Source organism: Serratia sp. CY47444 (assembly GCF_052168635.1).
In the GTDB taxonomy this organism is placed as follows: domain Bacteria; phylum Pseudomonadota; class Gammaproteobacteria; order Enterobacterales; family Enterobacteriaceae; genus Serratia; species Serratia bockelmannii.
The window spans coordinates 660650-685529 of the sequence record NZ_JBJNMH010000001.1 but is presented as its reverse complement, the minus strand read 5'-3'; the positions used below and the strand labels follow the sequence as shown (position 1 = coordinate 685529).

At 59.1% G+C, this 24880-nt stretch carries 27 protein-coding genes and 1 pseudogene; 19 read left to right on the top strand and 9 right to left on the bottom strand.

Annotated elements, in window-relative coordinates; genetic code table 11:
• Positions 1-64 precede the first annotated feature (64 nt).
• Positions 65-997 (bottom strand): LysR family transcriptional regulator, encoded by a 933-nt coding sequence (locus ACJ8IL_RS03200; protein ID WP_025303278.1) that lies wholly within the window; start codon positions 995-997, stop codon positions 65-67.
• Positions 998-1094: 97 nt separating this feature from the next.
• Here ACJ8IL_RS03200 and pcp point away from each other — a divergent pair, with 97 nt between their 5' ends.
• On the top strand, positions 1095-1742 hold the full coding sequence (gene pcp / locus ACJ8IL_RS03195) for a pyroglutamyl-peptidase I (RefSeq protein ID WP_049296072.1): 648 nt from the start codon (positions 1095-1097) through the stop codon (positions 1740-1742).
• A gap of 34 nt (positions 1743-1776) precedes the next feature.
• Here the strand turns inward: pcp and ACJ8IL_RS03190 are convergent, their stop codons facing one another.
• The 3 genes from ACJ8IL_RS03190 to ydgT form a co-directional block, all read right to left on the bottom strand.
• Complete coding sequence (locus ACJ8IL_RS03190) at positions 1777-2808, bottom strand: NADP-dependent oxidoreductase (protein WP_261126076.1); 1032 nt, start codon at positions 2806-2808, stop codon at positions 1777-1779.
• Between the two features lie 85 nt (positions 2809-2893).
• On the bottom strand, positions 2894-3313 hold the full coding sequence (gene uspC / locus ACJ8IL_RS03185) for a universal stress protein UspC (protein WP_025303275.1): 420 nt from the start codon (positions 3311-3313) through the stop codon (positions 2894-2896).
• A gap of 197 nt (positions 3314-3510) precedes the next feature.
• Positions 3511-3726 carry a transcription modulator YdgT gene (gene ydgT, locus ACJ8IL_RS03180; RefSeq protein ID WP_025303274.1) on the bottom strand — a complete coding sequence of 72 codons (216 nt, stop codon included), beginning with the start codon at positions 3724-3726 and terminating at the stop codon, positions 3511-3513.
• A 1337-nt stretch (positions 3727-5063) separates the two neighbouring features.
• Here ydgT and flhD point away from each other — a divergent pair.
• From flhD to ACJ8IL_RS03095, 17 genes and pseudogenes are all read left to right on the top strand, one after another.
• On the top strand, positions 5064-5414 hold the full coding sequence (flhD, locus tag ACJ8IL_RS03175; protein ID WP_004934891.1) for a flagellar transcriptional regulator FlhD: 351 nt from the start codon (positions 5064-5066) through the stop codon (positions 5412-5414).
• Entirely contained in the window at positions 5414-5998 is a 585-nt protein-coding gene (gene flhC, locus ACJ8IL_RS03170; RefSeq protein WP_016927281.1) for a flagellar transcriptional regulator FlhC, read from the top strand. The genes flhD and flhC overlap by 1 nt, the downstream gene beginning before the upstream one ends.
• Before the next feature lie 145 nt (positions 5999-6143).
• A complete protein-coding gene (motA, locus tag ACJ8IL_RS03165) occupies positions 6144-7034 on the top strand; it encodes a flagellar motor stator protein MotA (protein ID WP_015378266.1) in 891 nt (296 codons plus the stop codon).
• Positions 7031-8107, top strand: coding sequence for a flagellar motor protein MotB (gene motB, locus ACJ8IL_RS03160; protein WP_043138656.1), 1077 nt, complete (start codon positions 7031-7033; stop codon positions 8105-8107). Before motA ends, motB begins: the two co-directional genes overlap by 4 nt.
• On the top strand, positions 8104-10125 hold the full coding sequence (cheA, locus tag ACJ8IL_RS03155; RefSeq protein WP_049206033.1) for a chemotaxis protein CheA: 2022 nt from the start codon (positions 8104-8106) through the stop codon (positions 10123-10125). The genes motB and cheA overlap by 4 nt, the downstream gene beginning before the upstream one ends.
• Before the next feature lie 32 nt (positions 10126-10157).
• The gene (gene cheW, locus ACJ8IL_RS03150) at positions 10158-10658 is read left to right on the top strand and encodes a chemotaxis protein CheW (protein WP_025303271.1); all 501 of its coding nucleotides are present in this window, start codon (positions 10158-10160) and stop codon (positions 10656-10658) included.
• A gap of 196 nt (positions 10659-10854) precedes the next feature.
• Positions 10855-12525: a methyl-accepting chemotaxis protein gene (tsr, locus tag ACJ8IL_RS03145; RefSeq protein ID WP_049209060.1), complete on the top strand. Its 1671-nt coding sequence runs from the start codon at positions 10855-10857 to the stop codon at positions 12523-12525.
• Between the two features lie 76 nt (positions 12526-12601).
• Positions 12602-14218: a methyl-accepting chemotaxis protein gene (locus ACJ8IL_RS03140; protein WP_038629515.1), complete on the top strand. Its 1617-nt coding sequence runs from the start codon at positions 12602-12604 to the stop codon at positions 14216-14218.
• Between the two features lie 37 nt (positions 14219-14255).
• A complete protein-coding gene (gene cheR, locus ACJ8IL_RS03135; protein ID WP_025159837.1) occupies positions 14256-15128 on the top strand; it encodes a protein-glutamate O-methyltransferase CheR in 873 nt (290 codons plus the stop codon).
• Positions 15128-16177 carry a protein-glutamate methylesterase/protein-glutamine glutaminase gene (locus ACJ8IL_RS03130; protein WP_025303269.1) on the top strand — a complete coding sequence of 350 codons (1050 nt, stop codon included), beginning with the start codon at positions 15128-15130 and terminating at the stop codon, positions 16175-16177. Before cheR ends, ACJ8IL_RS03130 begins: the two co-directional genes overlap by 1 nt.
• A gap of 102 nt (positions 16178-16279) precedes the next feature.
• On the top strand, positions 16280-16669 hold the full coding sequence (cheY, locus tag ACJ8IL_RS03125; protein WP_004934862.1) for a chemotaxis response regulator CheY: 390 nt from the start codon (positions 16280-16282) through the stop codon (positions 16667-16669).
• 10 nt (positions 16670-16679) lie between these two features.
• Positions 16680-17324, top strand: coding sequence for a protein phosphatase CheZ (cheZ, locus tag ACJ8IL_RS03120; RefSeq protein WP_004934858.1), 645 nt, complete (start codon positions 16680-16682; stop codon positions 17322-17324).
• A 125-nt stretch (positions 17325-17449) separates the two neighbouring features.
• Positions 17450-17683: a type II toxin-antitoxin system VapB family antitoxin gene (gene vapB / locus ACJ8IL_RS03115; protein WP_089195989.1), complete on the top strand. Its 234-nt coding sequence runs from the start codon at positions 17450-17452 to the stop codon at positions 17681-17683.
• A pseudogene (gene vapC / locus ACJ8IL_RS03110) lies at positions 17683-18080 on the top strand (type II toxin-antitoxin system tRNA(fMet)-specific endonuclease VapC). Before vapB ends, vapC begins: the two are co-directional and overlap by 1 nt.
• 126 nt (positions 18081-18206) lie before the next feature.
• The gene (flhB, locus tag ACJ8IL_RS03105) at positions 18207-19358 is read left to right on the top strand and encodes a flagellar biosynthesis protein FlhB (RefSeq protein WP_043138644.1); all 1152 of its coding nucleotides are present in this window, start codon (positions 18207-18209) and stop codon (positions 19356-19358) included.
• The gene (gene flhA / locus ACJ8IL_RS03100; protein WP_025303268.1) at positions 19351-21429 is read left to right on the top strand and encodes a flagellar biosynthesis protein FlhA; all 2079 of its coding nucleotides are present in this window, start codon (positions 19351-19353) and stop codon (positions 21427-21429) included. Before flhB ends, flhA begins: the two co-directional genes overlap by 8 nt.
• The gene (locus ACJ8IL_RS03095) at positions 21429-21833 is read left to right on the top strand and encodes a flagellar protein FlhE (protein ID WP_038876830.1); all 405 of its coding nucleotides are present in this window, start codon (positions 21429-21431) and stop codon (positions 21831-21833) included. The genes flhA and ACJ8IL_RS03095 overlap by 1 nt, the downstream gene beginning before the upstream one ends.
• 2 nt (positions 21834-21835) lie before the next feature.
• Here the strand turns inward: ACJ8IL_RS03095 and ACJ8IL_RS03090 are convergent, their stop codons facing one another.
• From ACJ8IL_RS03090 to flgA, 5 genes are all read right to left on the bottom strand, one after another.
• Entirely contained in the window at positions 21836-22138 is a 303-nt protein-coding gene (locus tag ACJ8IL_RS03090; RefSeq protein ID WP_015378258.1) for a helix-turn-helix domain-containing protein, read from the bottom strand.
• Positions 22131-22505, bottom strand: a complete 375-nt coding sequence (locus ACJ8IL_RS03085; RefSeq protein WP_025303266.1) for a type II toxin-antitoxin system RelE/ParE family toxin — start codon at positions 22503-22505, stop codon at positions 22131-22133. The genes ACJ8IL_RS03090 and ACJ8IL_RS03085 overlap by 8 nt, the downstream gene beginning before the upstream one ends.
• 230 nt (positions 22506-22735) lie before the next feature.
• Positions 22736-23170, bottom strand: a complete 435-nt coding sequence (locus ACJ8IL_RS03080; RefSeq protein ID WP_025303265.1) for a flagella synthesis protein FlgN — start codon at positions 23168-23170, stop codon at positions 22736-22738.
• Between the two features lie 40 nt (positions 23171-23210).
• Positions 23211-23522, bottom strand: coding sequence for a flagellar biosynthesis anti-sigma factor FlgM (gene flgM, locus ACJ8IL_RS03075; RefSeq protein ID WP_004934832.1), 312 nt, complete (start codon positions 23520-23522; stop codon positions 23211-23213).
• Positions 23523-23651: 129 nt separating this feature from the next.
• On the bottom strand, positions 23652-24305 hold the full coding sequence (flgA, locus tag ACJ8IL_RS03070) for a flagellar basal body P-ring formation chaperone FlgA (protein WP_025303264.1): 654 nt from the start codon (positions 24303-24305) through the stop codon (positions 23652-23654).
• Between the two features lie 160 nt (positions 24306-24465).
• On the opposite strand from flgA, the gene flgB reads away from it, so the two are divergent.
• Positions 24466-24879 carry a flagellar basal body rod protein FlgB gene (flgB, locus tag ACJ8IL_RS03065; RefSeq protein WP_025303263.1) on the top strand — a complete coding sequence of 138 codons (414 nt, stop codon included), beginning with the start codon at positions 24466-24468 and terminating at the stop codon, positions 24877-24879.
• The last annotated feature ends 1 nt before the right edge of the window (position 24880 follow it).

Sequence of the window (24880 nt, the reverse complement as noted above, 5' to 3'; positions counted from 1 at the left end):
CAGGGCCCACCGACGGGCCTGGGAACATGCGTTTGAACGGTTGAAAATGCAGCGAATACCGTCGTTAACGTGGAGAGGAGTCGAAGGAGAGTTGACCTACCAGCTCGCAGAGCCAGATTAACGCCGGGTCGCGTTGCGCCTGCCGGCCGGCGATCAGCTCAATGGGGAAAGGCGCGATGGCCAACTCGTCAGGCAGCGGGAGAATGCGTACGCGTTGCGGATCGGAAAAATGCCGGGCCGCGCTGGCGGCCAGCGTGGCGATCAGATCGCTGTCGGCGACCACGGCCGGCAGAGCGGCAATATGTGAAAAGGTCACGGCGACGCGCCGCTGACCGCCGATTTCCGCCAGACGCCGGTCGACCAGCCCTCTGGCAGAGCCATCGTCTGCCGGTGCGTACAGCCCATGCGGCAGGCTGAGGTAGCGTGCCAGATCCCAGCGGCCATCCGCCAGCTGTGGGTGTGAACGGCTGGCGATACACACCAGATGCTCTTCAAACAACGTGCGCACATAGTGGCTCTCCGCACCGGAAAGGTGCCCTCCCAGCGCGATATCCACCTCGCCGCGATCCAGTTGCCGATAAATATTGTGGCGATCCAGACGCGAAACGCGAATATCGATGCCGGGGGCGGTCTGACGCAACCGGCTGATGAGGGTGGGCAGCAGCAAGATATCGGCATAGTCGCCGGCCGCCAGCGTAAAACGCCGCTGCCCGGCGGTAGCCGGATCGAAACGGGCAGGGGGGGCCAACGCCAGATGGATCTGTTCAAGCACCTGCTGTATTTGCGGCATCAATTGGTGGGCGCGCGGCGTGGGTGACATGCCGCCGCCGCTGCGCACAAACAGGGGATCGTTGAGAAGAATGCGCAGCCGCGCCAATGCATTGCTGACGGAGGGCTGAGCGCGGTTAAGACGCCGGCCTGCGGCGGTGACGTTGCGCGTCTGATACAACGCCTCAAACACCACCAGCAAGTTGAGATCGACGCTGGCTAAATTCATTTTATGAATACTCTATATACAGATAATCCATTTCCAGAATCATACTGTGTTCTTTAGGCTGAAAGCACACAAATTTAGCCTTCAATCAGGGGAAATGATGAACAAAGTCTTGGTCACCGGCATTGAGCCGTTCGATGGTGATGCGGTGAATCCTTCCTGGCAAATTGCGCAGGCGCTGGCCGGTGAACATATTGCCGGCGCGGAGATCGCGGTGCTCGAGCTGCCCTGCGTATTGGGCGTGGCCAATCAGCAATTGATCGCGGCGATTGAGGCGCTGCAGCCGCTGGCGGTGATTTGTCTGGGCCTGGCCGGCGGCCGGGCCGAGATTTCGCTGGAACGGGTGGCCATCAATCTGATCGATGCCCGCATTCCCGACAATGCCGGTAAACAGCCGATCGACGTACCGGTGGTGGCGGGCGGGCCGGTAGGGTATTTTAGCACGTTGCCGGTGAAGGCCGCAGTGCAGCAGCTGCGCCGACAGGGGATCCCGGCGGCGGTCTCTTATACGGCAGGTACCTATAACTGCAACCATATTTTTTACGGTCTGCGGCACTATCTGGAGACGCAGCACGTGAGTGTCAGGGGTGGATTCATACATATTCCGTACAGTCATGAACTGGCGGCGTCCCATCCGGGCAAGCCGAGCATGGCGCTGGCGACGATGGTGGAAGCGGTGCGCACGGTCGTACAGGTGACGCTGACGGTAGAGGAAGATGTGCGATTCGGCGACGGCGCCGTACATTAAAAGCAGGGCGTGGTGTACCACGCCCTGCTACGGGTTATTCGTCGGCGACGCGGATCACCAGTTTGCCGAAGTTTTTGCCCTGCAGCAGGCCGATAAACGCCTGCGGCGCCTGCTCCAGCCCATCAACGATGTCCTCGCGGAACTTGATTTTCCCCTGTTCGACCCAACTGCTCATTTGTTGCAAGAATTCGTCAAAGCGTGAGCCGTAGTCGTCGAAGATGATAAAGCCCTGCATGCGGATGCGTTTGCGCAGGATCAGCCCTTCCAGCAGGGGCAAGCGGTCCGGCCCCGCAGGTAATCCGGTGGCATTGTAATGGGCGATGATGCCGCACACCGGAATGCGTGCTTTGGTGTTCAACAGCGGCAGCACGGCGTCGAACACCGCCCCACCGACGTTTTCGTAATAGATGTCGATGCCTTTTGGGCAGGCGGCCGCCAGCTGTTCGGCAAAGTCAGGGGCGCGGTGATCGAGACAGGCGTCGAAACCCAACTCTTCCACCACATAGCGGCATTTTTCCGCACCGCCGGCGACGCCGACGACGCGGCAGCCTTTCAGCTTCCCGATTTGGCCGACCACCGAACCGACCGCACCGCTGGCGGCGGCGACCACCAGCGTTTCACCTGCCTGCGGTTGGCCGATGTCGAGCAACCCCATGTAAGCGGTAAATCCCGGCATGCCCAGCACGCCCAGCAGGCGGGAAGGATGCGGCAGGTGCGGGCCTAGGTTGCGCAGGCCGCTGCCGTCAGACAGGGCGTAATCCTGCCAGCCGTCATAACCCAACACCCAATCGCCGACGTTGAAATCGGGATGCTGTGAAGCCGCCACGCGCGATACCGTACCGCCCACCATGACCTGACCGATCTCCACCGGCGGCGCGTAGGAGGGGGCATCGCTCATGCGCCCGCGCATATAAGGATCCAGCGACAGATAAACAGTGCGCAGCACCAGCTGCCCGGCGGCGGGCTGCGGTGTGGGGACGGTATCGAGACGGAAGTTGGCCGCCGTCGGTTCGCCGTGCGGACGCGAAGCCAGCAGGAAGCGGCGGTTCTGTTGAGAAGGGGACATCGAAAGCTCCTTTGCGTTGCGACAAACAAGATTCGTTAAGCCTAGTCCAGGGGCGGCAAGGCAACGTTACCGAATGTGCTTAGCCTTAGAGCGGAACGATCAGCACGTCGATATGGCTGATATTGATAAAGCGGGCGGCGGAACAGGAGACCTTATTCATCATGCCGTCGCGATGGTTGCCGCAGAGCAGCAGGTCGAACGGCTGACGGCGGCTGGCGTATTCCAGGCTATCACCCAGCTCGCCGTGCACGATCAACGTATCGGCGATCGGGTAACCGGCGCGTTGACGCAGTTCCTCCATAAACAGCCGGGTTTCCTCCTCCATCAACGTGCGTAAATCGCCCAGCATTGGCCCGGCGAAATTATTGTACATTTCCGGGTTGGCGAGCGTGCTCAGCAAGGTGATGCTGCCGCTGTAAGGGCGGACGATGGAGACGGCCTTTTCCACCAGACGGTGGCTGTCAGGGGCAACGGCAACGGTGACCAGAACGTTTTGATACCCCATATCCTACTCCTTGTTGTATCCATCGTGTTTCAGGCTGCCGCATCGGTGGCCTTGGTGGAAGTCTTGCGTCGGATAAAGGGTAGAACCTGGCGGGTGGAATAAATGTGTTTCGCATCACGCGCGGCAATAAAAGCTGAATTTGCACCGGTTATATAGCAATAAAAGATAAAACCGTTGCCGCACGTAATTTCACTGAATTAAAGCACCTGCGTCCACAGCGTTTTCGGCACCTTGCCCAGATCGAACAGTTTACCGGCAACCAGCTCAGCGCGACGGTGGTCGGCAGCGCGGTACATGTTGCTCATTTCTGTATCATTTTCAATGGAGTAGTTCAGTTTGTCGTACACCTTCTCCAGGCTGTCCAAAGAGGAGCATTTACGGAATGTCAGCAGATATTCGAGCGTATCGGTCATGATTAAAATATAGCCTGTTAATAGTTAAAGCCGGGTGAATAACACATCGGCGGCTCACGGCGACGCCGTCGAGGTAGCGATGTACGACCTGACAAAAATCATTTCAAGTAGATAAATTGCACTGGGTAATGATGTAACGCCGCCCGTAGCGGCGCTTTGATAAATCATAATATGCCCGTGCGCCGTCAGCAATCTCATCCTGCTGATAAATGGAGAAATAGGGAAAGTCTCAGGGCGGCTGACGGCAGACGCGTCGTCGTCGCTGCTGTGCACAAGCACGCGCCGCCGTGCCAGGCCTCATTCTGCAGTGATTTTTTCACCCGGCCGCGGCATTGGGCGGAGTTTTTCGCCGCCGCTGACGTTAAAACGCCGTTTTTCTCGATGGAGAAATATGAAGAGTAAAACAAAACTGCGTTTTATTTTATGACCATAAGGGAATGAAATCGTAAGCCATGTAAATAATCATCTGGGGATGAGGGGAAATTATCACGACGACAAAAAAGAAATAAAAAGCATTAAAGTTTTATGGCGAGCTGCCGATATATCGTTTTGGCGGAATTTAACGCAAAAAAAGTATTCTTGCATCGTGCTAATACGGAAACATATCGTTACGTCTGTGAGCTTGTTCACTACGCCCGCGAATCATTGATAAGCCATAATCACCTGATGTTGAAAATTAAAACAGCCTCAGGCTGGGGGCTTAAGTCAAATCCGATAGCTAATAACCTTATAGTTTACACTGGTTATTTTTCAGCTTGGATATTTTTTAGTAACTCAAATGGTTATTTATACTGAGTTTGTTGCCTATATGCAGATTTTTGTTCTGTTATTTTGGTTTGGTGATGCTTTTGTTCGAATTGATCTAAAAAAGATAATTTTTTGGCGGATAAACATTGTTTTTAAGACGTTTTTTTACCTATGGTTGTTTTGTGAACAAAATGGCGGTCAATAAGTGAGCGTATTTGGGGGTATTTGGCTTAATTATTTTTTATTTTTGTGATCTATGTCACATTGTATTTAAAATTGCCTCTCACTTACATTGTGTGTGCTAATGGTTCGGGGGTAGAGTTGCGCTGCTTTAGGAATAATCTTATTAAATTTGTAAAAATAGTTTCATGGTGACTAAACACTATCGAAGCAGAATGCTGTACATCCATACACGTAGGTTTACGCTCGTAGCAAATACTGAACAGTGGTCGAATTTAGCGATTGTAGAAAATTATAGCAGTCGTTTTTGAGAGATTAATTTGCCAACTTTGGGAAACAACCCAAGTCACGGGCGATAAAATTTATCACCCAGCGTATGTTTTTAAACATAGTCTGTCGGGATGGGGAATATGGGTACGTCTGAATTACTTAAGCATATTTATGACATCAATTTGTCATATTTACTTTTAGCACAGCGTTTGATCAACGATGAAAAAGCGTCCGCGATGTTCCGCCTGGGTATTGATGAAACCATGGCCGATGCGCTGGCGCAGCTGACTTTGCCGCAAATGGTCAAACTGGCCGAGACCAACCAGCTGGTTTGCCACTTCCGCTTTAACGAAAGCCAGACCATCGAACGCCTGACCAAAGAGTCGCGCGTCGACGATCTGCAACAAATCCATACCGGCATTTTGCTATCAAGCCATTTACTGCAAGAGCTATCGAGTAAAGACGCTAGCCCGACGAAGAAAAGAGCCTGATGATGGTTGAGAAAAGTATCGTTCAAGAAGCCAAGGACATTCAGCTCGCTATGGAGCTGATTTCGCTGGGAGCCCGACTGCAGATGCTGGAGAGTGAAACTCAGCTCAGCCGTGGGCGCTTGATTAAACTTTACAAGGAGTTACGCGGCAGCCCGCCGCCAAAAGGAATGTTACCGTTCTCAACCGACTGGTTTATGACCTGGGAACAAAATATTCACTCGTCGATGTTTTACAACGCCTACCTGTTTCTGATGAAAAGCGGGCAGTGCAGCGGAGTGGAGGCGGTGATCAAAGCCTATCGCCTCTACCTGGAACAGTGCCCGCAGCAGGCCGGCGAGGCGCCGTTGCTGGCGCTGACCCGCGCCTGGACGCTGGTGCGCTTCGTCGATAGCGGCATGTTGCAGCTCTCCGCCTGCAGCTGCTGCGGCGGCGCATTTATCACTCATGCGCATCAGCCGCTGAATGGTTTCATCTGCAGTTTATGCCAACCCCCATCCCGCGCCGTAAAAAGACGTAAACTTTCGCCGCAACTGGCCGATATTATTCCTCAACTGCTGGACGAGCAGGTCAAACGCGCCATTTGAGCCGCCACGTTGCCGGCTCTCGGCAATGAATACCGACGTGTGATACGCAGGGGCGGCATGCCGCCCCCAGACACGCAGCCTGGTCTGTCGCGCCAGGGCGCGTTTGCCCCACCTTCCATCCACATTGTTAATTTAAGGAATGCGTGTGCTAGTTATTTTGGGTTATCTCGTGGTATTGGGTGCGGTGTTTGGCGGCTACCTGATCGTGGGCGGTCATCTCGGTGCGTTATACCAACCGGCGGAGTTTCTGATTATCGGCGGGGCGGGTGTCGGCGCTTTCATCGTCGGCAACAACGGCAAGGCGATCAAGGCCACGCTGCGTGCGCTGCCGCGGCTGATGCGCCGTTCCAAATACAACAAAGATCTGTACATGGATCTGATGGCGCTGTTGTTCCGCCTGCTGGCCAAATCGCGTCAGCAAGGCATGCTGTCGCTCGAGTTCGATATCGATAATCCGCAAGAAAGTGAAATTTTCTCTAATTATCCGCGCATCCTTGCCGATAACACCCTGGTGGAGTTCATTACCGACTATTTACGGCTGATGGTGAGCGGCAATATGAATGCGTTCGAGATCGAAGCGCTGATGGACGAAGAGATCGAAACCTACGAGCAGGAAAGCGAAGTGCCCGCCGGCAGTTTGGCGATGGTGGGTGACTCCTTGCCTGCGTTCGGTATCGTCGCGGCGGTGATGGGGGTGGTACACGCCCTGGCTTCGGCCGATCGGCCGGCCGCGGAACTGGGCGCGCTCATCGCTAACGCCATGGTCGGCACTTTCCTCGGTATTCTGTTGGCCTACGGCTTCATCTCGCCGCTGGCCACGTTGCTGCGCCAGAAGAGCGCCGAAAACGTCAAGATGATGCAGTGCATCAAGGTCACGCTGCTGTCGAGCCTGAACGGATACGCACCGCAGATCGCGGTCGAGTTTGGCCGCAAAACGCTGTATACCACCGAACGTCCTTCTTTCGTTGAGCTGGAAGAACACGTGCGCCGCGTGAAAGCGCCGGCGCAGCAGGCGACGGAAGAAGAAGAAGCATGAAACAGAATCATCCGGTCGTTCTGGTCAGAAAGCGCAAGTCGCATCATGCCGCCCATCACGGCGGCTCCTGGAAGATCGCTTATGCCGACTTTATGACGGCGATGATGGCGTTCTTCCTGGTGATGTGGCTGCTGGCGATCGCCAGCCCGCAGGAGCTGACGCAAATCGCCGAATATTTCCGCACGCCGCTCAAGGTTGCCCTGACCAGCGGCGACAAGAGCAGTTCCGAAAGCAGCCCAATCCCGGGCGGCGGCGACGATCCTACGCAACAGCATGGCCTGGTGAGAAAGCAGGTCGACTCGCCGGACTCGCGCGCCGAAGAGCTGCGCCTGAACAAGCTGCGCGAAAAGCTGGATGAGTTGATTGAGTCCGATCCGCGCCTGAAGGCGCTGCGTCCGCATCTGTTGATCAACATGATGGATGAGGGGCTGCGCATTCAGATTATCGATAGCCAGAACCGGCCGATGTTCAAAACCGGCAGCGCGCAGGTCGAGAGTTATATGCGCGATATTCTGCGGGCGATAGCGCCGATCCTCAACGACCTGCCGAACAAGATCAGCCTGTCCGGCCACACCGATGATATCCCTTACGCCACCGGCGAGCGCGGCTACAGCAACTGGGAACTGTCGGCCGATCGCGCCAACGCCTCCCGACGCGAGCTGATTGCCGGCGGCCTGGCGGAAGGCAAGGTGCTGCGGGTGGTGGGCATGGCGGCCACCATGAGCCTGAAACAGCACGGCGCCGATGATGCGATCAACCGTCGTATCACCGTGCTGGTGCTGAACAAGCAAACGCAAGAGGGCATCGAACACGAAAATGCCGAAAGCAACGCGATGGATATCGCCCAGCCGGATAGCCTGAAGCAGCTGGCGCCGTCGGCGACTGCGCCGGCCAGCCAAACGCCGGAACCCCAGGCGGTAACGCCGACCGATCAAGCGACGCCGCCGGCGATGGACCCTGCCGCCCAATCGCAGACATCCCCGGCGATAGCCCCGGCCGGCCAAACGCCGGAACAATCGGCGGCTGCGCCCGCACCGACTAACCGCGACTCACAGCCAGAGGTGACCCCGTGAGCATGGACATTAGCGATTTTTATCAGACCTTCTTTGATGAGGCGGACGAGTTGCTGGCCGACATGGAGCAACACCTGCTGGAGCTGGATCCGCTGGCCCCCGATATCGAGCCGTTGAACGCCATCTTCCGCGCGGCACACTCGATCAAGGGCGGTGCGGCGACCTTTGGCTTTTCGGTGCTGCAGGAAACTACCCACCTGCTGGAGAACCTGCTGGACGGTGCAAGACGCCAGGAAATGAGCCTGAGCACCGAGATTATCAACCTGTTTCTGGAAACCAAAGACATTATGCAGGAGCAACTGGACGCCTATAAAACCTCGCAACAGCCTGACGCCGAAAGCTTTGAATACATTTGCCAGGCGCTGCGCCAGCTGGCGTTGGAAGCGCAACAGCAGCAGGAGGCGCCCGCGGTTCAACCGGCCGTTCAGCAGCCCGTTGTTCAGCACGCAGCCGCGCCGGCGGCGATCGAAGGCGGCATGCGCATCAGCCTGAACGGGCTAAAAGCCAGTGAAATCCCCTTGATGTTGGAAGAGCTGGGCAACCTCGGCGAGGTTAAAGATCCGCATCAGACGGAACACAGTCTGGACGTGACGTTGCTCACCTCCGCCAGCGAAGACGACATCAGCGCCGTGCTGTGCTTCGTGTTGGAACCGGAACAAATCAGCTTCTCGACGCCGACGCAAAGCGAACCGGCCGCCGTGGAAGCGAGCTTACCGGAAGCGGTCGCCGTGCCGGAACCTGCGCCAGCGCCGGTCGCCAGCGCCGTGCCGCCCGCCACTAAACCGGCCGCCGCAGCGGCGGAAGCGCCAAAAGCGCGCGCCAAGGCGAGCGAATCCACCAGCATTCGCGTGGCGGTGGAAAAAGTGGATCAGCTGATCAACCTGGTGGGCGAACTGGTGATCACCCAGTCGATGCTGGCGCAACGCTCCGGCACGCTGGATCCGGTGAACCACGGCGATCTGCTGAACAGCATGAGCCAGCTGGAGCGTAACGCGCGCGATCTTCAAGAGTCGGTCATGTCGATCCGCATGATGCCGATGGAATATGTCTTCAGCCGCTACCCGCGCCTGGTGCGCGATTTGGCCGGCAAGCTGAACAAACAGGTGGAACTGACGCTGCAGGGCAGCTCCACCGAACTGGACAAGAGCCTGATCGAACGGATTATCGATCCGTTGACGCACCTGGTGCGCAACAGCCTCGATCACGGTATCGAAGAACCGGCCACCCGCATCGCCGCCGGTAAATCGGCGGTGGGCAATCTGGTGCTGTCGGCCGAACATCAGGGTGGCAACATCTGTATTGAGGTCATCGACGATGGCGCCGGCCTGAACCGCGAAAAAATTCTCGCCAAGGCCGCGTCGCAAGGGCTGGCGGTGAGCGACAGCATGAGCGACGAAGAGGTCGGCATGCTGATCTTTGCTCCGGGCTTCTCTACCGCCGAGCAGGTGACCGACGTTTCCGGCCGTGGCGTCGGCATGGACGTGGTGAAACGGAATATTCAGGAGATGGGCGGCCACGTCGAGATCCGTTCACAGGCCGGTAAGGGCACCACCATCCGCATCCTGCTGCCGTTGACGCTGGCGATCCTTGACGGCATGTCGGTCAAAGTGAACGACGAAGTCTTTATCCTGCCGCTGAACGCGGTGATGGAATCGCTGCAGCCTCAGGCGGAAGACTTGCACCCGCTGGCCGGCGGCGAACGCGTGCTGCAGGTGCGCGGCGAATACCTGCCGCTGGTGGAGCTGTATCGGGTATTTGAAGTGGAAGGCGCCAAAACCGACGCTACGCAGGGCATCGTCGTCATCCTGCAAAGTGCCGGCCGCCGCTATGCGTTGCTGGTGGATCAGCTGATCGGCCAGCATCAGGTGGTGGTGAAGAATCTGGAAAGCAACTACCGCAAAGTGCCGGGCATCTCCGCCGCGACCATTTTGGGCGACGGCAGCGTGGCCTTGATCGTCGATGTCTCGGCGTTGCAAACCTTGAACCGTGAAAAGCGTCTGACGGACGCCGCCGCATAATAATGAGTTTATTGATTTAAAAGGTGAATGATATGGCAGGATTGGCAGCCGTCAGCAAATTGGCTGGCGAAACGGTAGGGCAAGAGTTTCTGATTTTCACCCTGGGCAACGAGGAGTACGGCATCGATATCCTCAAGGTGCAGGAAATTCGCGGCTACGATCAGGTGACCCGCATCGCCAACACCCCGGCGTTCATCAAGGGGGTCACTAACCTGCGCGGCGTGATCGTCCCGATCATCGATCTGCGGGTGAAATTCTCCCAGCAAAGCGTGTCTTACGATGAGAACACCGTGGTGATCGTGCTGAACTTTGGCCAGCGCGTGGTGGGCATCGTGGTCGACGGCGTTTCCGACGTGCTGTCATTGACCGCCGAGCAGATCCGCCCGGCGCCGGAGTTTGCGGTGACCCTCGCGACCGAGTACCTCACCGGGCTCGGTTCGCTGGGCGAGCGCATGCTGATCCTGGTGGATATCGAAAAGCTGCTGAGCAGCGAAGAGATGTCGCTGGTCGACAGCGTGGCGAAAAGCGTCTGATTCAAGACTCCAGGGGGGCAGGGCGCTGCCCCCTTGACCCATCACTCTTCCTGACCTGTCGCGATGCCGTCAGCCGCGCCCGGAACCCTTACTAAAAATAGTTACTTTCCCGCATAAAGTTTTGCCGCGCGGCGCCGATAACTCTCTCATTCAACGTCATCAGAGCCTGTCTGCGCGGGCTTCAACAAGGGAAATCATGTTAAATCGTATGAAGGTGGTCACCAGCCTGTTGCTGGTGTTGGTGCTGTTTGGCGCCTTGCAGTTGATTTCGGGCGGACTCTTTTTCTCCTCGCTGAAAAGCGATAAGGAAAACTTTACCGTCCTGCAAACTATCCGCCAGCAGCAGCTGCAGCTGAGTGAAAGCCGCGTTGACCTGCTGCAGGCGCGCAACTCCCTGAACCGTGCCGGTATTCGCTACATGATGGATACCAACAAGATCGGCAGCGGCGCCACCATTGATGAACTGCTGGCCAAGGCGAAAGAAGAGCTGGGCGAAGCGGAAAGACACTACGCCGCGTACGAGAAAATCCCTCAGGATCCGCGCCAGGATCCTCAGGCGGCGGAGCGCCTCAAGCATCAGTACGATGTGCTGTACGGCGCGCTCTCCGAGCTGATCCAACTGTTGGGCGAAGGCAAAATCAACGCGTTCTTCGATCAGCCTACGCAGAGCTACCAGGACAACTTTGAGCAGAGCTACAACGTTTACCTGGAGCAAAATGGCAAGCTGTACCAGATCGCAGTCGACGGCAGCAACAGCTCCTATAACTCGGCCATCTGGACGCTGATCGTGATCCTGGTGGTGGTGCTGGCGGTGATCGTGCTGGTCTGGACCGGTATCCATCACATCCTGGTGCGCCCGCTGAACCGCATGATCGATCACATCAAACAGATCGCCGCCGGCGACCTGACTCAGCAGATCGTCGTCAACAGCCGCAACGAAATGGGCGTGCTGGCGGCCAGCCTGAAACACATGCAAGGCGAACTGATTGAAACCGTCAGCGGCGTACGTCAGGGCGCGGATGCCATCTACAGCGGCGCGTCAGAAATCGCTGCGGGCAACAACGATCTCTCCTCCCGCACCGAGCAGCAGGCCGCGTCGCTGGAAGAGACCGCCGCCAGCATGGAACAGCTGACCGCGACGGTGAAACAGAACGCCGAAAACGCCCGTCAGGCTTCACAGCTGGCGTTGAGCGCCTCCGAAACCGCACAGAAAGGCGGCAAGGTTGTGGCCAACGTGGTGCAGACCATGCATGACATCGCCGGCAGCTCGCAGAAAATTGCCGATATCACCGGCGTGATCGACGGTATCGCCTTCCAGACCAACATCCTGGCGTTGAACGCCGCGGTGGAAGCGGCGCGTGCCGGCGAGCAGGGCCGCGGCTTCGCGGTGGTGGCCGGCGAAGTGCGTAACCTGGCGCAGCGCAGCGCGCAGGCGGCGAAAGAGATCAAAGGCCTGATCGAAGATTCGGTCAGCCGCGTCGATATGGGCTCTGTGCTGGTCGAAAGCGCCGGTGAAACCATGGGCGACATCGTCAATGCCGTCACCCGCGTGACCGACATCATGGGCGAAATCGCCTCGGCGTCGGACGAGCAGAGCCGCGGTATCGATCAGGTTGGACAGGCGGTAGCGGAAATGGACCGCGTCACCCAGCAGAACGCCTCGTTGGTGGAAGAATCCGCCTCGGCGGCGGCGGCGCTGGAAGAACAGGCCAGCATGCTGACCCAGTCGGTGGCGGTATTCCGCCTGAGGTCGGAAGGCCAGGAAGAGTTTAAAGCGCCTGTCACCAGCAAGGCGACGGTAACACCGGTAATCAATCATAAGAAAATGAACGCCAGCGATCTGCAGGATAACTGGGAAACGTTCTGACCGGTATCGGGCCTCTCTCGCAGGGGCCCTTTTCCCTACGTAGGCCGGTCGCCGGCCGGCTGCAAGGAGGTTCACAGTGTTTAACCGAATCCGTATCTCTACCAGCTTATTCCTGTTGTTGATGACCTTCTGCGTTCTGCAGTTGGCCAGCAGCGGCCTGTCGTATTCCGCGTTTCGCTCCGATAACCACAACCTCGACATCATCACCCTCGGCAGCCAGCAGCGCGATTCGCTCAGCCTGAGTTGGGTGTCGCTGTTGCAGGCGCGCAATACGCTGAACCGCGCAGGCACCCGCGCGGCGCTGAAGCTGCCGCAGGAGCAGGTGAACGAACTGATGAGCAGCGCCCGCAGTTCGCTGCAGAAGGCCGATCTCTATTTCAATCAGTTCATGGCGGTTGAACGCAGCAGTGAACAGCAAAGCCAGCAGACGGCCACCACCAAGGCCAGCTACGAGCGGCTGCGCGGCGCGCTGCGTGAACTGATCGGTTTCCTGGAAAAGGGCGAGCTGCAGGCGTTTATGGATCAGCCGACGCAGAAAACCCAGGACCTGTTCGAGGCCGACTTCGTGCAGTACCTGCAGTTGGTCAACGGCGACATCAGCGAAGCCAGGGACGCCAACCAGTTCTCCTTCACGCTGGCGGGTCTGATGCTGGCGGGGGCGGTCTTGATGCTGATCGTGGTGACCGGCAGCGCCATGTGGTGGTTGCGCACCATGTTGGTACAGCCGTTGAACCAAATCCGCAGCCACTTTGAACGCATCGCCGCCGGCGATTTGGCGACGCCGATTCAGGTGTACGGCCGCAATGAAATCAGCATGCTGTTCGCCAGCCTGCAACGCACGCAGCAGTCGCTGATCGGCACCGTCGGCGCGGTGCGCGACGGGGCGGAGTCGATTCTGATCGGCCTGCAGGAAATCTCCGAAGGCAATAACGATCTGTCTTCCCGCACCGAGCAGCAGGCCGCTTCGCTGGAAGAGACCGCCGCCAGCATGGAACAGCTGACCGCGACGGTGAAGCAGAACGCCGACAATGCGCGGCAGGCCTCTCAGCTGGCACGTGACGCCTCGGCCACCGCGGCCAAGGGCGGCGAGCTGGCCGGCGATGTGGTCACCACCATGCACGATATCGCCAACAGTTCGCAGAAAATCGGCGCCATCACCAGCGTGATTGACGGCATCGCCTTCCAGACCAACATTCTGGCGCTCAATGCGGCGGTGGAAGCGGCGCGCGCCGGTGAACAAGGGCGCGGTTTCGCCGTGGTCGCCGGCGAAGTGCGCAACCTGGCGAGCCGCAGCGCGCAGGCGGCGAAAGAGATCAAGGGGCTGATCGACGAATCGGTCAGCCGCGTCAAGCACGGCTCGGTGCTGGTGGAAAACTCCGGCGCCACCATGCAGGACATTGTGCGTTCGGTGACCCGCGTGACCGACATCATGGGCGAGATCGCATCGGCGTCGGATGAACAGAGCCGCGGCATCGAGCAGGTGACGCAGGCGGTGACCCAGATGGATCAGGTCACCCAGCAGAACGCCGCGTTGGTGGAAGAGTCCGCTTCTGCCGCCACCGCGCTGGAAGAGCAGGCCATTACCCTGGCCGACGCGGTCGCGGTATTCCGTCTGGCGGACGATAACTTCGTCGCGCCAGGTAACAGCAGCAACGCAGTTTCACCCGTGGTAAAGGAAGCCCAAGATTGTTAAACCGCATAAGCAGCACGTTTTTCTCCGGTGAGGCGGCATGAAACAGGCGCCGTCAACTTCTAACCGGGATACAGCGTCGATGTTGACGCAAATGGTGCAGCGTCTGCCGCTGTCGGACGTGCATTTTCGCCGTATCAGCCAGTTGATTTATCAACGCGCCGGCATCGTGCTGGCGGAGCATAAGCGCGAGATGGTTTACAACCGCCTGGTGCGCCGGCTGCGGCTGTTGGGATTGCACGATTTCGGCGACTACTTGGCGCTGCTGGAAAGCGATCCGAACAGCGCGGAGTGGCAGGCGTTCATCAACGCGTTGACCACCAACCTGACGGCCTTTTTCCGCGAGGCGCATCACTTCCCGATCCTGGCGGAGCATGCGCGCTCGCGGCCGAACGGCTACAGCGTCTGGAGCACCGCGGCCTCGACCGGTGAAGAGCCGTATTCGATCGCCATCACGCTGAGCGATGCATTGGGCCAGCGGGCCGGCAGTTGCCAGGTCTGGGCCAGCGACATCGACACGCAGGTGCTGGAAAAAGCGGAAGCGGGCGTTTACCGCCAGGAAGATCTGCGCACCCTGACGCCGACCCAAATGCAGCGCTATTTCCTGCGGGGCACCGGGCCGCATCAGGGGCTGGTGCGCGTGCGGCCGGAACTGGCGGCGCGGGTGAACTTCCAGCCGTTGAACCTGCTGGCGCCAGAGTGGGCGCTGCCGGGGCAATTCGACGCCATTTTTTGCCGCAACGTCATGATCTATTTCGATAAGGCGACGCAGGAGCGCATTCTGCGCCGCTTCGTTCCCTTGCTTAAGCCGGGGGGGCTGATGTTCGCTGGCCACTCCGAGAACTTCAGCCAGATCAGCCGGGATTTCTACTTGCGTGGGCAGACCGTGTATGGGCTGACCAAGGAGAGGTAATGAGTAAAATCAGAGTGTTATGCGTAGACGATTCGGCACTGATGCGTCAGCTGATGACGGAAATCGTGAACGGCCATCCCGACATGGAAATGGTGGCGACCGCGCCGGATCCGCTGGTGGCGCGCGATCTGATCAAAAAATTTAATCCCCAGGTGCTGACGCTGGACGTCGAGATGCCGCGCATGGACGGGCTGGATTTCCTCGAGAAGCTGATGCGCCTGCGGCCGATGCCGGTGGTGATGGTCTCTTCGCTGACCGGCAAAGGGTCTGAGATCACGCTGCGCGCGCTGGAGCTGGGCGCGGTGGATTTCGTCACCAAACCGCAGCTCGGTATCCGTGAGGGCATGTTGGCCTACAGCGAACTGATTGCCGAGAAGATCCGCACCGCCGCCAGAGCGCGCCTGCCGCAGCGTTCCAACAGCCCGGCGCCGGCGATCCTCAGCCACGCGCCGCTGCTGAGCAGTGAAAAATTGATCGCCATCGGCGCTTCCACCGGCGGTACCGAAGCGATCCGCCAGGTACTGCAGCCGCTGCCGGCCACCAGCCCGGCGCTGCTGATCACCCAGCACATGCCGCCCGGTTTCACCCGTTCGTTCGCCGAACGGCTGAACAAACTGTGCCAGATCACGGTGAAAGAAGCGGAGGACGGCGAGCGCGTGCTGCCGGGCCATGCCTACATCGCACCGGGGGACCGCCACCTGGAGCTGGCGCGCAGCGGCGCCAACTATCAGGTGAAGCTGCATGACGGCCCGGCGGTCAACCGCCATCGTCCGTCTGTCGACGTGCTGTTCCGTTCGGTGGCGCAATATGCCGGCCGCAATGCGGTGGGGGTGATCCTCACCGGCATGGGGAACGACGGTGCGGCGGGGATGCTGGAGATGCACCGCGCCGGGGCCTATACCCTGGCGCAGAACGAGGCGAGCTGCGTGGTGTTCGGCATGCCGCGCGAGGCGATCGCCAGCGGCGGCGTCAGCGAAGTGGTCGAGTTGGACAGGATGAGCCAGCGCATGTTGGCGCAGATTTCCGGCGGCCAGGCATTGCGCATTTGATTTTAGTCCGCAGGGTTTACCCGGCGGCGATATGACCCTGGTTCGCCGCGCGGCGGCCTGCGGTTTTGCATCATTAAACGGTTAACTATTTCAGGAGTAACAATGGCAGACAAGAACCTCAGATTTCTGGTTGTGGACGACTTTTCCACCATGCGCCGCATCGTCAGAAATTTGCTCAAAGAGCTGGGCTTCAACAACGTCGAAGAAGCTGAAGATGGCGCGGATGCGCTGAACAAGCTACGCGCCGGCGGTTTCGACTTCGTGGTGTCCGATTGGAACATGCCGAACATGGACGGACTCGAACTGTTACAGACCATTCGCGCCGATAGCGCGCTGGCCGCGATGCCGGTACTGATGGTGACGGCGGAAGCCAAGAAAGAAAATATCATCGCGGCGGCGCAGGCCGGCGCCAGCGGTTATGTAGTGAAACCATTTACGGCGGCGACGCTGGAAGAAAAGCTCAACAAGATTTTTGAAAAATTGGGCATGTAAGGAGAGGGCGATGAGAGACATTCCAATGCCTGCCAGCGATGCAGCGACCGCGGGAGAGATCATCTCCCGCATCGGCCAACTGACCCGAATGCTGCGCGACAGCATGCGCGAACTGGGGCTCGATCAGGCGATCGCCCAGGCGGCAGAGGCGATCCCGGATGCGCGCGACCGTCTTGACTATGTCGTAACCATGACGGCGCAGGCGGCGGAACGGGCGTTGAACTGCGTGGAGGCGGCGCAACCGCGCCAGGCGGAGCTGGAATCCGGCGCCAACGCGTTGAAAGGGCGCTGGGACGAGTGGTTCGCCAATCCCATCGAATTGGACGATGCGCGTTCTCTGGTCAACGACACGCGCCAGTATCTGGATCAGGTGCCGGGCCATACGGCCTTCACCAATGCCCAGCTGCTGGAAATCATGATGGCGCAGGACTTCCAGGATCTGACCGGTCAGGTGATCAAGCGCATGATGGACGTGGTGCAGGAGATCGAAAAGCAGCTGCTGATGGTGCTGATGGAAAACATGCCGGAGCAGCCGGTGAAGGAAAAACGGCCGAACGACAGCCTGCTGAACGGCCCGCAGCTCGACCAGAACGGCGTCGGCGTCATCGCCAACCAGGCGCAGGTCGACGATCTGCTCGACAGCCTCGGTTTCTGAGGCTTTTCGGGGCGCGCGACGGCGCGCCCCGAAAGTTGCGCGGTGTCCCGCAAAGATTAATGTATATAGCATTACTATATACATCATGGCGGTTATAATTTGTACTCCAATTTAAGGAGGTCGCCATGACGTTAGGTTCTGTCTTTACCAATAATCGGACACAGGCTGTACGCTTGCCCGCAGAGGTGCGTTTCCCTGATACCGTTTCTAAAGTGACCGTTCGCGTAGTGGGCAAAGAGCGCATTCTTGCCCCCCTGGAGAATACTTGGGACAGTTTCTTCTGTGCGGCAAATGAGGTGAGCGATGATTTCCTCAATGAACGTGCAGGACAGCACCAGGGTGAGCGGGAAGATTTTTGATGTTCAGTCATATGCTGGACACCAACATTGTTATCTATGTCATCAAGCGCCGGCCGCTGGAAGTGCTGGAGGCATTCAATCGCTATGCAGGTAAAATGGTCATTTCGTCGATCACCTATGGCGAATTGGTTCACGGGTGGAGAAAAGCGCTCGTCCAGCGGTGAACGCCAGAGTCGTTGAAGATTTTGTCTCCCGATTGGACATTCTCGATTACAGCGCCAAAGCGGCATCGCACTATGGCAATATCCGGGCTGCGCTGGAACGCCAGGGAACGCCTATTGGCGTAAACGATCTACATATCGCCGGGCATGCGCGCAGCGAAGGATTGATCCTGGTGACCAATAATCGACGCGAACTTGAGTGCGTTGAGGGGTTGCGGCTGGAAAATTGGTTGTAACGTCTCCCTGATGGTCTCATCCCCTAAATAACCCGCCTTTTTCCCCGTTGTTCCGCCAATGACATCGCCAATTTTTTGGCATGCTGACCGCCATTCTTTACCCTCCCGACACAGGAACGGCGTTTCGTGGCTGAAGACAGCGATCTGGAAAAAAGCGAGGCCCCCACGCCCCACCGGCTGGAGAAGGCGCGTGAAGACGGCCAGATCCCGCGCTCCCGCGAGCTGACCTCGGTACTGATGCTGCTCTCGGGCCTCGCGATCATCCTGATGTCCGGCAGCAACATGGCGCAACAGCTGGCGGCGATGCTCACGCAGGGGTTGAACTTCGACCACGGCATGGTCAGCAACGATAAACAGATGGTGCGCCAACTCGGCATGCTGCTGCGCCAGGCGGTGCTGGCGCTGTTGCCGATCATGGCGGGGCTGGTACTGGTGGCGCTCGCCGCGCCGATGCTGCTGGGGGGCATTCTGTTCAGCGGCAAGTCGATTAAATTCGACTTGAAGCGGTTGAACCCGTTGTCCGGGTTGAAGCGCATCTTTTCCACCCAGGTGCTGGCCGAGCTGCTGAAAGGGATCCTGAAAGCGACGCTGGTCGGCTGGGTGACCGGTCTTTATCTGTGGCACAACTGGGCGGCAATGCTGCATCTGATGACCCAGCAGCCGCTCGATGCGCTGGGCAATGCGCTGCAGATGATCCTGTTCTGCGGTTTTCTGGTGGTGTTGGGATTGACGCCGATGGTGGCGTTCGACGTGTTCTACCAGCTGTGGAGCCACTTCAAGAAGCTGAAGATGACCAAGCAGGATATTCGCGACGAATTCAAAGACCAGGAAGGGGACCCGCACGTTAAGGGGCGTATTCGCCAGCAGCAGCGGGCGATCGCCCGGCGCCGCATGATGGCCGACGTGCCTAAGGCGGACGTGATCGTCACCAACCCGACGCACTACGCCGTCGCGTTGCAGTACAACGACAAAAAAATGAGTGCGCCGAAAGTGCTGGCCAAAGGGGCCGGCGAAATCGCCTTGCGCATTCGTGAGCTCGGTGCGGAGCACCGCATTCCGATGCTGGAGGCGCCGCCGCTGGCGCGTGCGCTGTATCGGCACAGCGAGATTGGACAACATATTCCGGCCACCCTGTATGCCGCCGTCGCCGAAGTGCTGGCCTGGGTGTACCAGCTGCGCCGCTGGCGGCGCGAGGGCGGCCTGATCCCGAAAAAACCTGAACGTTTACCGGTGCCGGAAGCACTGGATTTTGCAAGAGAGAGTGACTCTGATGGCTAATTTGGCCTCCCTGCTTCGTTTGCCGGGCAATTTTAAAGATACGCAGTGGCAGGTGTTGGCCGGCCCGGTGCTGATCCTGTTGATCCTGTCGATGATGGTGCTGCCGCTGCCGGCGTTTATCCTCGATCTGCTGTTTACCTTCAACATCGCGCTGTCAATCATGGTGCTGCTGGTGGCGATGTTCACCCAGCGCACGCTCGAATTCGCCGCCTTCCCGACCATTCTGCTGTTCTCCACATTGCTGCGTTTGTCGCTCAACGTCGCGTCGACGCGCATCATCTTGCTGGAGGGCCACACCGGTTCCGCCGCCGCCGGGCGCGTGGTGGAAGCCTTTGGCCACTTCCTGGTGGGGGGCAACTTCGCCATCGGCATCGTGGTGTTCATCATCCTGGTGCTGATCAACTTTATGGTAATTACCAAAGGTGCAGGGCGTATCGCCGAAGTGGGCGCGCGCTTCGTGCTGGACGGCATGCCGGGTAAACAGATGGCGATCGACGCCGACCTGAACGCCGGGCTGATCGGTGAAGACGAAGCGAAGAAACGCCGCGCTGAAGTGACCCAGGAGGCCGATTTCTACGGCTCGATGGACGGTGCCAGTAAATTCGTACGTGGCGATGCCATTGCCGGCCTGATGATCATGGTGCTGAACGTCGTCGGCGGCCTGTTGGTCGGTGTCGTGCAGCATGGCATGGAGCTGGGGGCGGCGGCGGAAAGCTATACGCTGCTGACCATCGGTGACGGCCTGGTGGCCCAGATCCCAGCGCTGGTGATCTCCACCGCCGCCGGCGTCATCGTCACCCGCGTCGCGACCGATCAGGACGTCGGCGAGCAGATGGTGGGCCAGCTGTTCAACAATCCGCGCGTGATGTTGCTGAGCGCCGGGGTACTGGGGCTGTTGGGCCTGGTGCCGGGCATGCCGAACCTGGTGTTCCTGCTGTTTACCGCCGCTTTGCTGGGCCTGGCCTGGTGGCTGCGTGGCCGTGAACAACAGGCACCGAAAACGGTGGAAGAACCGGCGATGCCGGAGAATCCGCAGGCCGCCGAGGCCAGCTGGGCCGACGTTCAGTTGGAAGATCCGCTGGGGATGGAAGTGGGCTACCGGCTGATTCCGATGGTCGATTTTCAACAGAACGGCGAGCTGCTGGGGCGTATCCGCGGGATCCGCAAGAAATTCGCGCAGGACATGGGCTATTTGCCGCCGGTGGTACACATCCGCGACAATCTGGAACTGCCGCCAGCCAGCTACCGCATCCTGATGAAAGGCGTTGAGATCGGCAGCGGTGAAGCGCAGCCGGGCCGTTGGCTGGCGATCAACCCCGGCAATGCCGTGGGCGAGCTGGCGGGAGACAAAACCGTCGATCCCGCCTTTGGGCTCGAGGCGGTATGGATCGACAGCGCCTTGCGCGAGCAGGCGCAGATCCAGGGCTTTACCGTGGTGGAAGCCAGTACCGTAGTGGCGACGCACCTTAATCACCTGATCGGCCAGTTTGCCAGCGAGCTGTTTGGCCGCCAGGAAACTCAGCAGCTGCTGGACCGTGTTTCACAAGAGATGCCGAAGCTGACCGAAGACTTCGTGCCGGGCGTGGTGTCGCTGACGACGCTGCACAAAGTGCTGCAAAACCTGTTGGCCGAACGCGTTTCTATCCGCGATATGCGCACCATCGTCGAAACGCTGGCGGAACATGCCCCGGCGCAAAGCGATCCTTATGAGCTGACGACCGTGGTGCGGGTGGCGCTGGGCCGGGCGATCACGCAGCAGTGGTTCCCGGGCAACGGCGAAATTCAGGTTATCGGCTTGGATACCCAGCTGGAGCGCCTGTTGCTGCAGGCGTTGCAGGGCGGCGGCGGTCTGGAGCCGGGGCTGGCCGACCGCCTGCTGGAACAGGCGCGTCAAGCGCTGCAACGGCAAGAGATGCTCAGCGCGCCGCCGGTGCTGTTGGTTAACCATGCGCTGCGTCCTTTACTGGCGCGCTTCCTGCGCCGCAGCCTGCCGCAGCTCGTGGTGCTGTCCAACCTGGAGATTAACGACGATCGCCAGATTCGCATGACGTCGACCATTGGAGCCGCCTGATGAAACGCTGTCTGTTCGTGTTGTGTTTGCTGGCGCCGTTAACCGCCGGTGCGGTGTCCGGCTCCTGGGTGGCCGAAGGGGCGGGCGTGACGTTGGAACAGGGCGGTATGCGCGATGAGTCCGCCGGTTTGCGGCCGCCGAACGCGTTGCCGGATGCCAATGCGCGCATCACCCGCGTCAGCTGGCGCTACCGTTTGCTGGGGCCTGAACCATTGGGGCTGCAGGCGCAGCTTTGCACGGTCAACCGCTGCATTCCGCTGGGCGGCGGCAGCGGCAGCAGCAACGGTCTGCAGGGCGAGCCGGCCAATGCGGAATTGCGTTTCGTCTATTACGTGCAGTCACAAGGCGGGTTGAACCCGCCGCTGCGGGTGATTGGCAATCAGGTGATTGTCAATTATCAGTAAGATCAGGCCAGAATTTGCAGGCCGTTGCGTTCCACCAGCGTCAGCAGCTTCATCGCGGCGGAGTTCGGTTGCGCTTCGCCGCGCTCCCATTTCTGTACCGCCTTTTTGCTGACGTTGAGATACAGCGCAAACACCGGCTGACTGACGTTTTCCCGTTCGCGCAGCGCGCGGATCTCGGCCGGCCCGAACTGCTTCACCGGCCGCAGGCACAGCATGTCGAAGGTACGCATGGTCACGTCGTCGACGAAACCGGCGCGGTGCAGGCCCTGAACTTCCTGGTGGATCTCGGCAAGAATTTTACTCATCGCTTAGCCTCCGTAACTCCCTGTTGTTGACCAGCTGGTAGAGTCTGAATGGCGAATAATCCAGATACAGCGCAGCCAGATGTTTCAATCCCTGTAACTCATCCGCACTGATGTTTTCTCTCTCGCTTTTGGCAAAGCCGCGCATAAAAAACAGGCGGTCTTCATCGCGAAAAACGATCAGCACCCGATAGCCGCCACGTTTGCCCGCACCAGCCCGAGCGATGCGCTTTTTGTATACGCAACCGCCAAGATTGGCGTCGTACCGCTGATGCTGCATTTCTCGCGCCGCTTTCACTATCGTGGCGTCGCTAATGCGCTCGCGTGCGGCAAAACCCTGAAAGGTTTTGGTGAGATAGATATCAGCCATTCGCTCTCCCTGCGAATCTATACCCGTTAAGGGTATATTTCAAGTGATTTAAAAATCACCACAGGGTGACAAGTGGCCAAAGGGAAAGAAACAGCCAAATTCACGTTCTGCGCAGCCTGACGCATAACGTTAAGGGAACTCAGGAGGTGATGAGGTGAAAATGCGAGGGGATGCGCAAAAGTCGGCTAACGCGTGCCCGGTGATAGGCTCACCGGGCGAAATGAGTCAGGTCAGACGCCGATTTTTCTGCCGAGCAGGCTGCCGGCGTGCGACTGGCCGTCCGGGCCATACAGCGATTTGTTGTTCTTACTGAGGATAGCCAGCGCCTGAGCGTTGTGGTCGATCTGCTGATTGAGCAGCAGGCCGTTGTGCTGGTTCTTCTCACGCAGCGTTTGGCTCAGCAACTGAACGCGTTGCCAGCGATCGGCCAGAGGCGCATGGCTGGCATAGGGCGCGCGTTGCCCGCAGGTTTTTTCCTGCCCCAGGCGCTGTTGCTCGAGGTAAGCGACCGTCGCCAGCAGTTGGCTTTTGGCATCGGTGACGCGCTGCAAGGCCACGCCGGGCAACTGGCCGGAACACAGCAAGTCGTGCTCTTCCTCCAGCACGCCATTGAGCGCCTGCAGTGTTTCCAACAGTTTGTCCAGCAGTTGTACCAGCTTTTCCATAGTGATGACTTATCCTTTATCGCTACCCGCCGCCGCGTTGTCAGTCGCGTCCGGCGATCCATTGAACATCGCTCTGCGCGTCTTGCAGCAGTGCGTCGGCGATTTTGCCGGCGTCCATCTTCAGTTCACCGTTGCGGATCGCCTGTTTGATGGCCTCGACCCGGCCCATATCGATATCCTGGGTGCCCGGTTGCATCAGGCGCGCCTGCGCCTCGCTCAGTTTGACCTGCGTGCCGCTGACGGCGGTTTCGGCCACGGCGGCCTTGCGCGGTTGGAGCGGGTTGTCGGCCGGGGTTTCACGCGGTTGCACAGTGGAAACCGGCTGTAACCGCTGGGTGCGATCGATACTCATGGTCCATCTCCGTTTACGCCGTGGCCGCTCGGGGGCGACGACGCTGCAATGAAAGTTTTGCGGCCCTGGTGGCCAATAAAATGCTGCTTGATTTGTCTTATCGGCAAGGTTTGCGGAACCTTTACTTTTTTATAACGTAATGCGGATCGCGCCGTCGTCCCCGACCACGCCGCTGACGATCTGCCCGGACGCCATGCGCACCCGCACGCTGTCTTCGGCGGCGGCGTTGTTCATCGCCTTACCCGCACCGCTGATGCTGAATCCTTCGCCCTGTGCATTGACCTGTACCGATTGCCCGGCCTTGATAATCCAGGCGCGGCGCAGCATGGCGAGGGTCAGCGGCTGACCGGGGCTAATGTTGCGCAGGCTGACGGCACCTAACGCTTTGCTCGCTTCGGTCAGCGCACGCGGCGGCAGGGTATCGAGCCGACCTGCTTTCAACGTCAGATCCGCCGCCGTCAACCGGCTGCCGGCGCTGATGCCGCGCGCCGAAACGAGATAGCGGCCAAACACCTGCACCTGCGTCTGGATAAAACGCCGCTCCTGGCCACAGCGCGCCGAAATGCTGACGTTGCCGCCGATCCGCGCGTTGGGCGGCAGCGATAGCTGCGGCAGTTCGCAAGCGGGCCATTGGTTCGGCGGCGTGCGCACCCGCACTTTTACCTGTACCGGTTCGCCGCTGAACTTGCCTTGGATGAAGCTTTCGATTTGCGTCGCCAGATCGTCGGCGCGCGCGTTCAGACTGCACAGCAGGCCGATAAGCAGCAGCATTTTACCTTTCATCGTCATCTTCTCAAGCTTCATCGGGATACGCGTAAGTGTACCCGCAGCGCGCGCAGGCTAAGCAGATAAATAGCGCCCCATTTTGCGTTTATTCCCGCGATAGGGTAGCGCGGGGGGCGTTTATGCTGTCGACTCCAAATTCTAACCTCGCGGAGGGAGCATGCTCGACAAACTGGACGCGGCTCTGCGCTTTGGCCAAGAGGCGCTGAACTTGCGCGCCCAGCGGCAGGAAATTCTGGCCGCCAACATCGCCAACGCAGACACACCGGGTTATCAGGCGCGGGATATCGATTTCGCCAGCCAATTGAACAAAGTGATGGAGCAGGGGCGCGTCAGCGGCAACGGCATGTCGCTGAACCTGACGGCGGCGCGCCACATCCCGGCGCAGACCCTGCAGCCGCCGCAGCTCGATCTGCTGTTCCGGGTGCCTGATCAGCCGTCGATGGACGGCAACACGGTGGACATGGATCGCGAACGCACCAACTTTGCCGATAACAGCCTGAAATATCAGACCGACCTGACGCTGCTCAACGGTCAGATCAAAGGGATGATGTCCGTGCTGCAACAAGGATAAG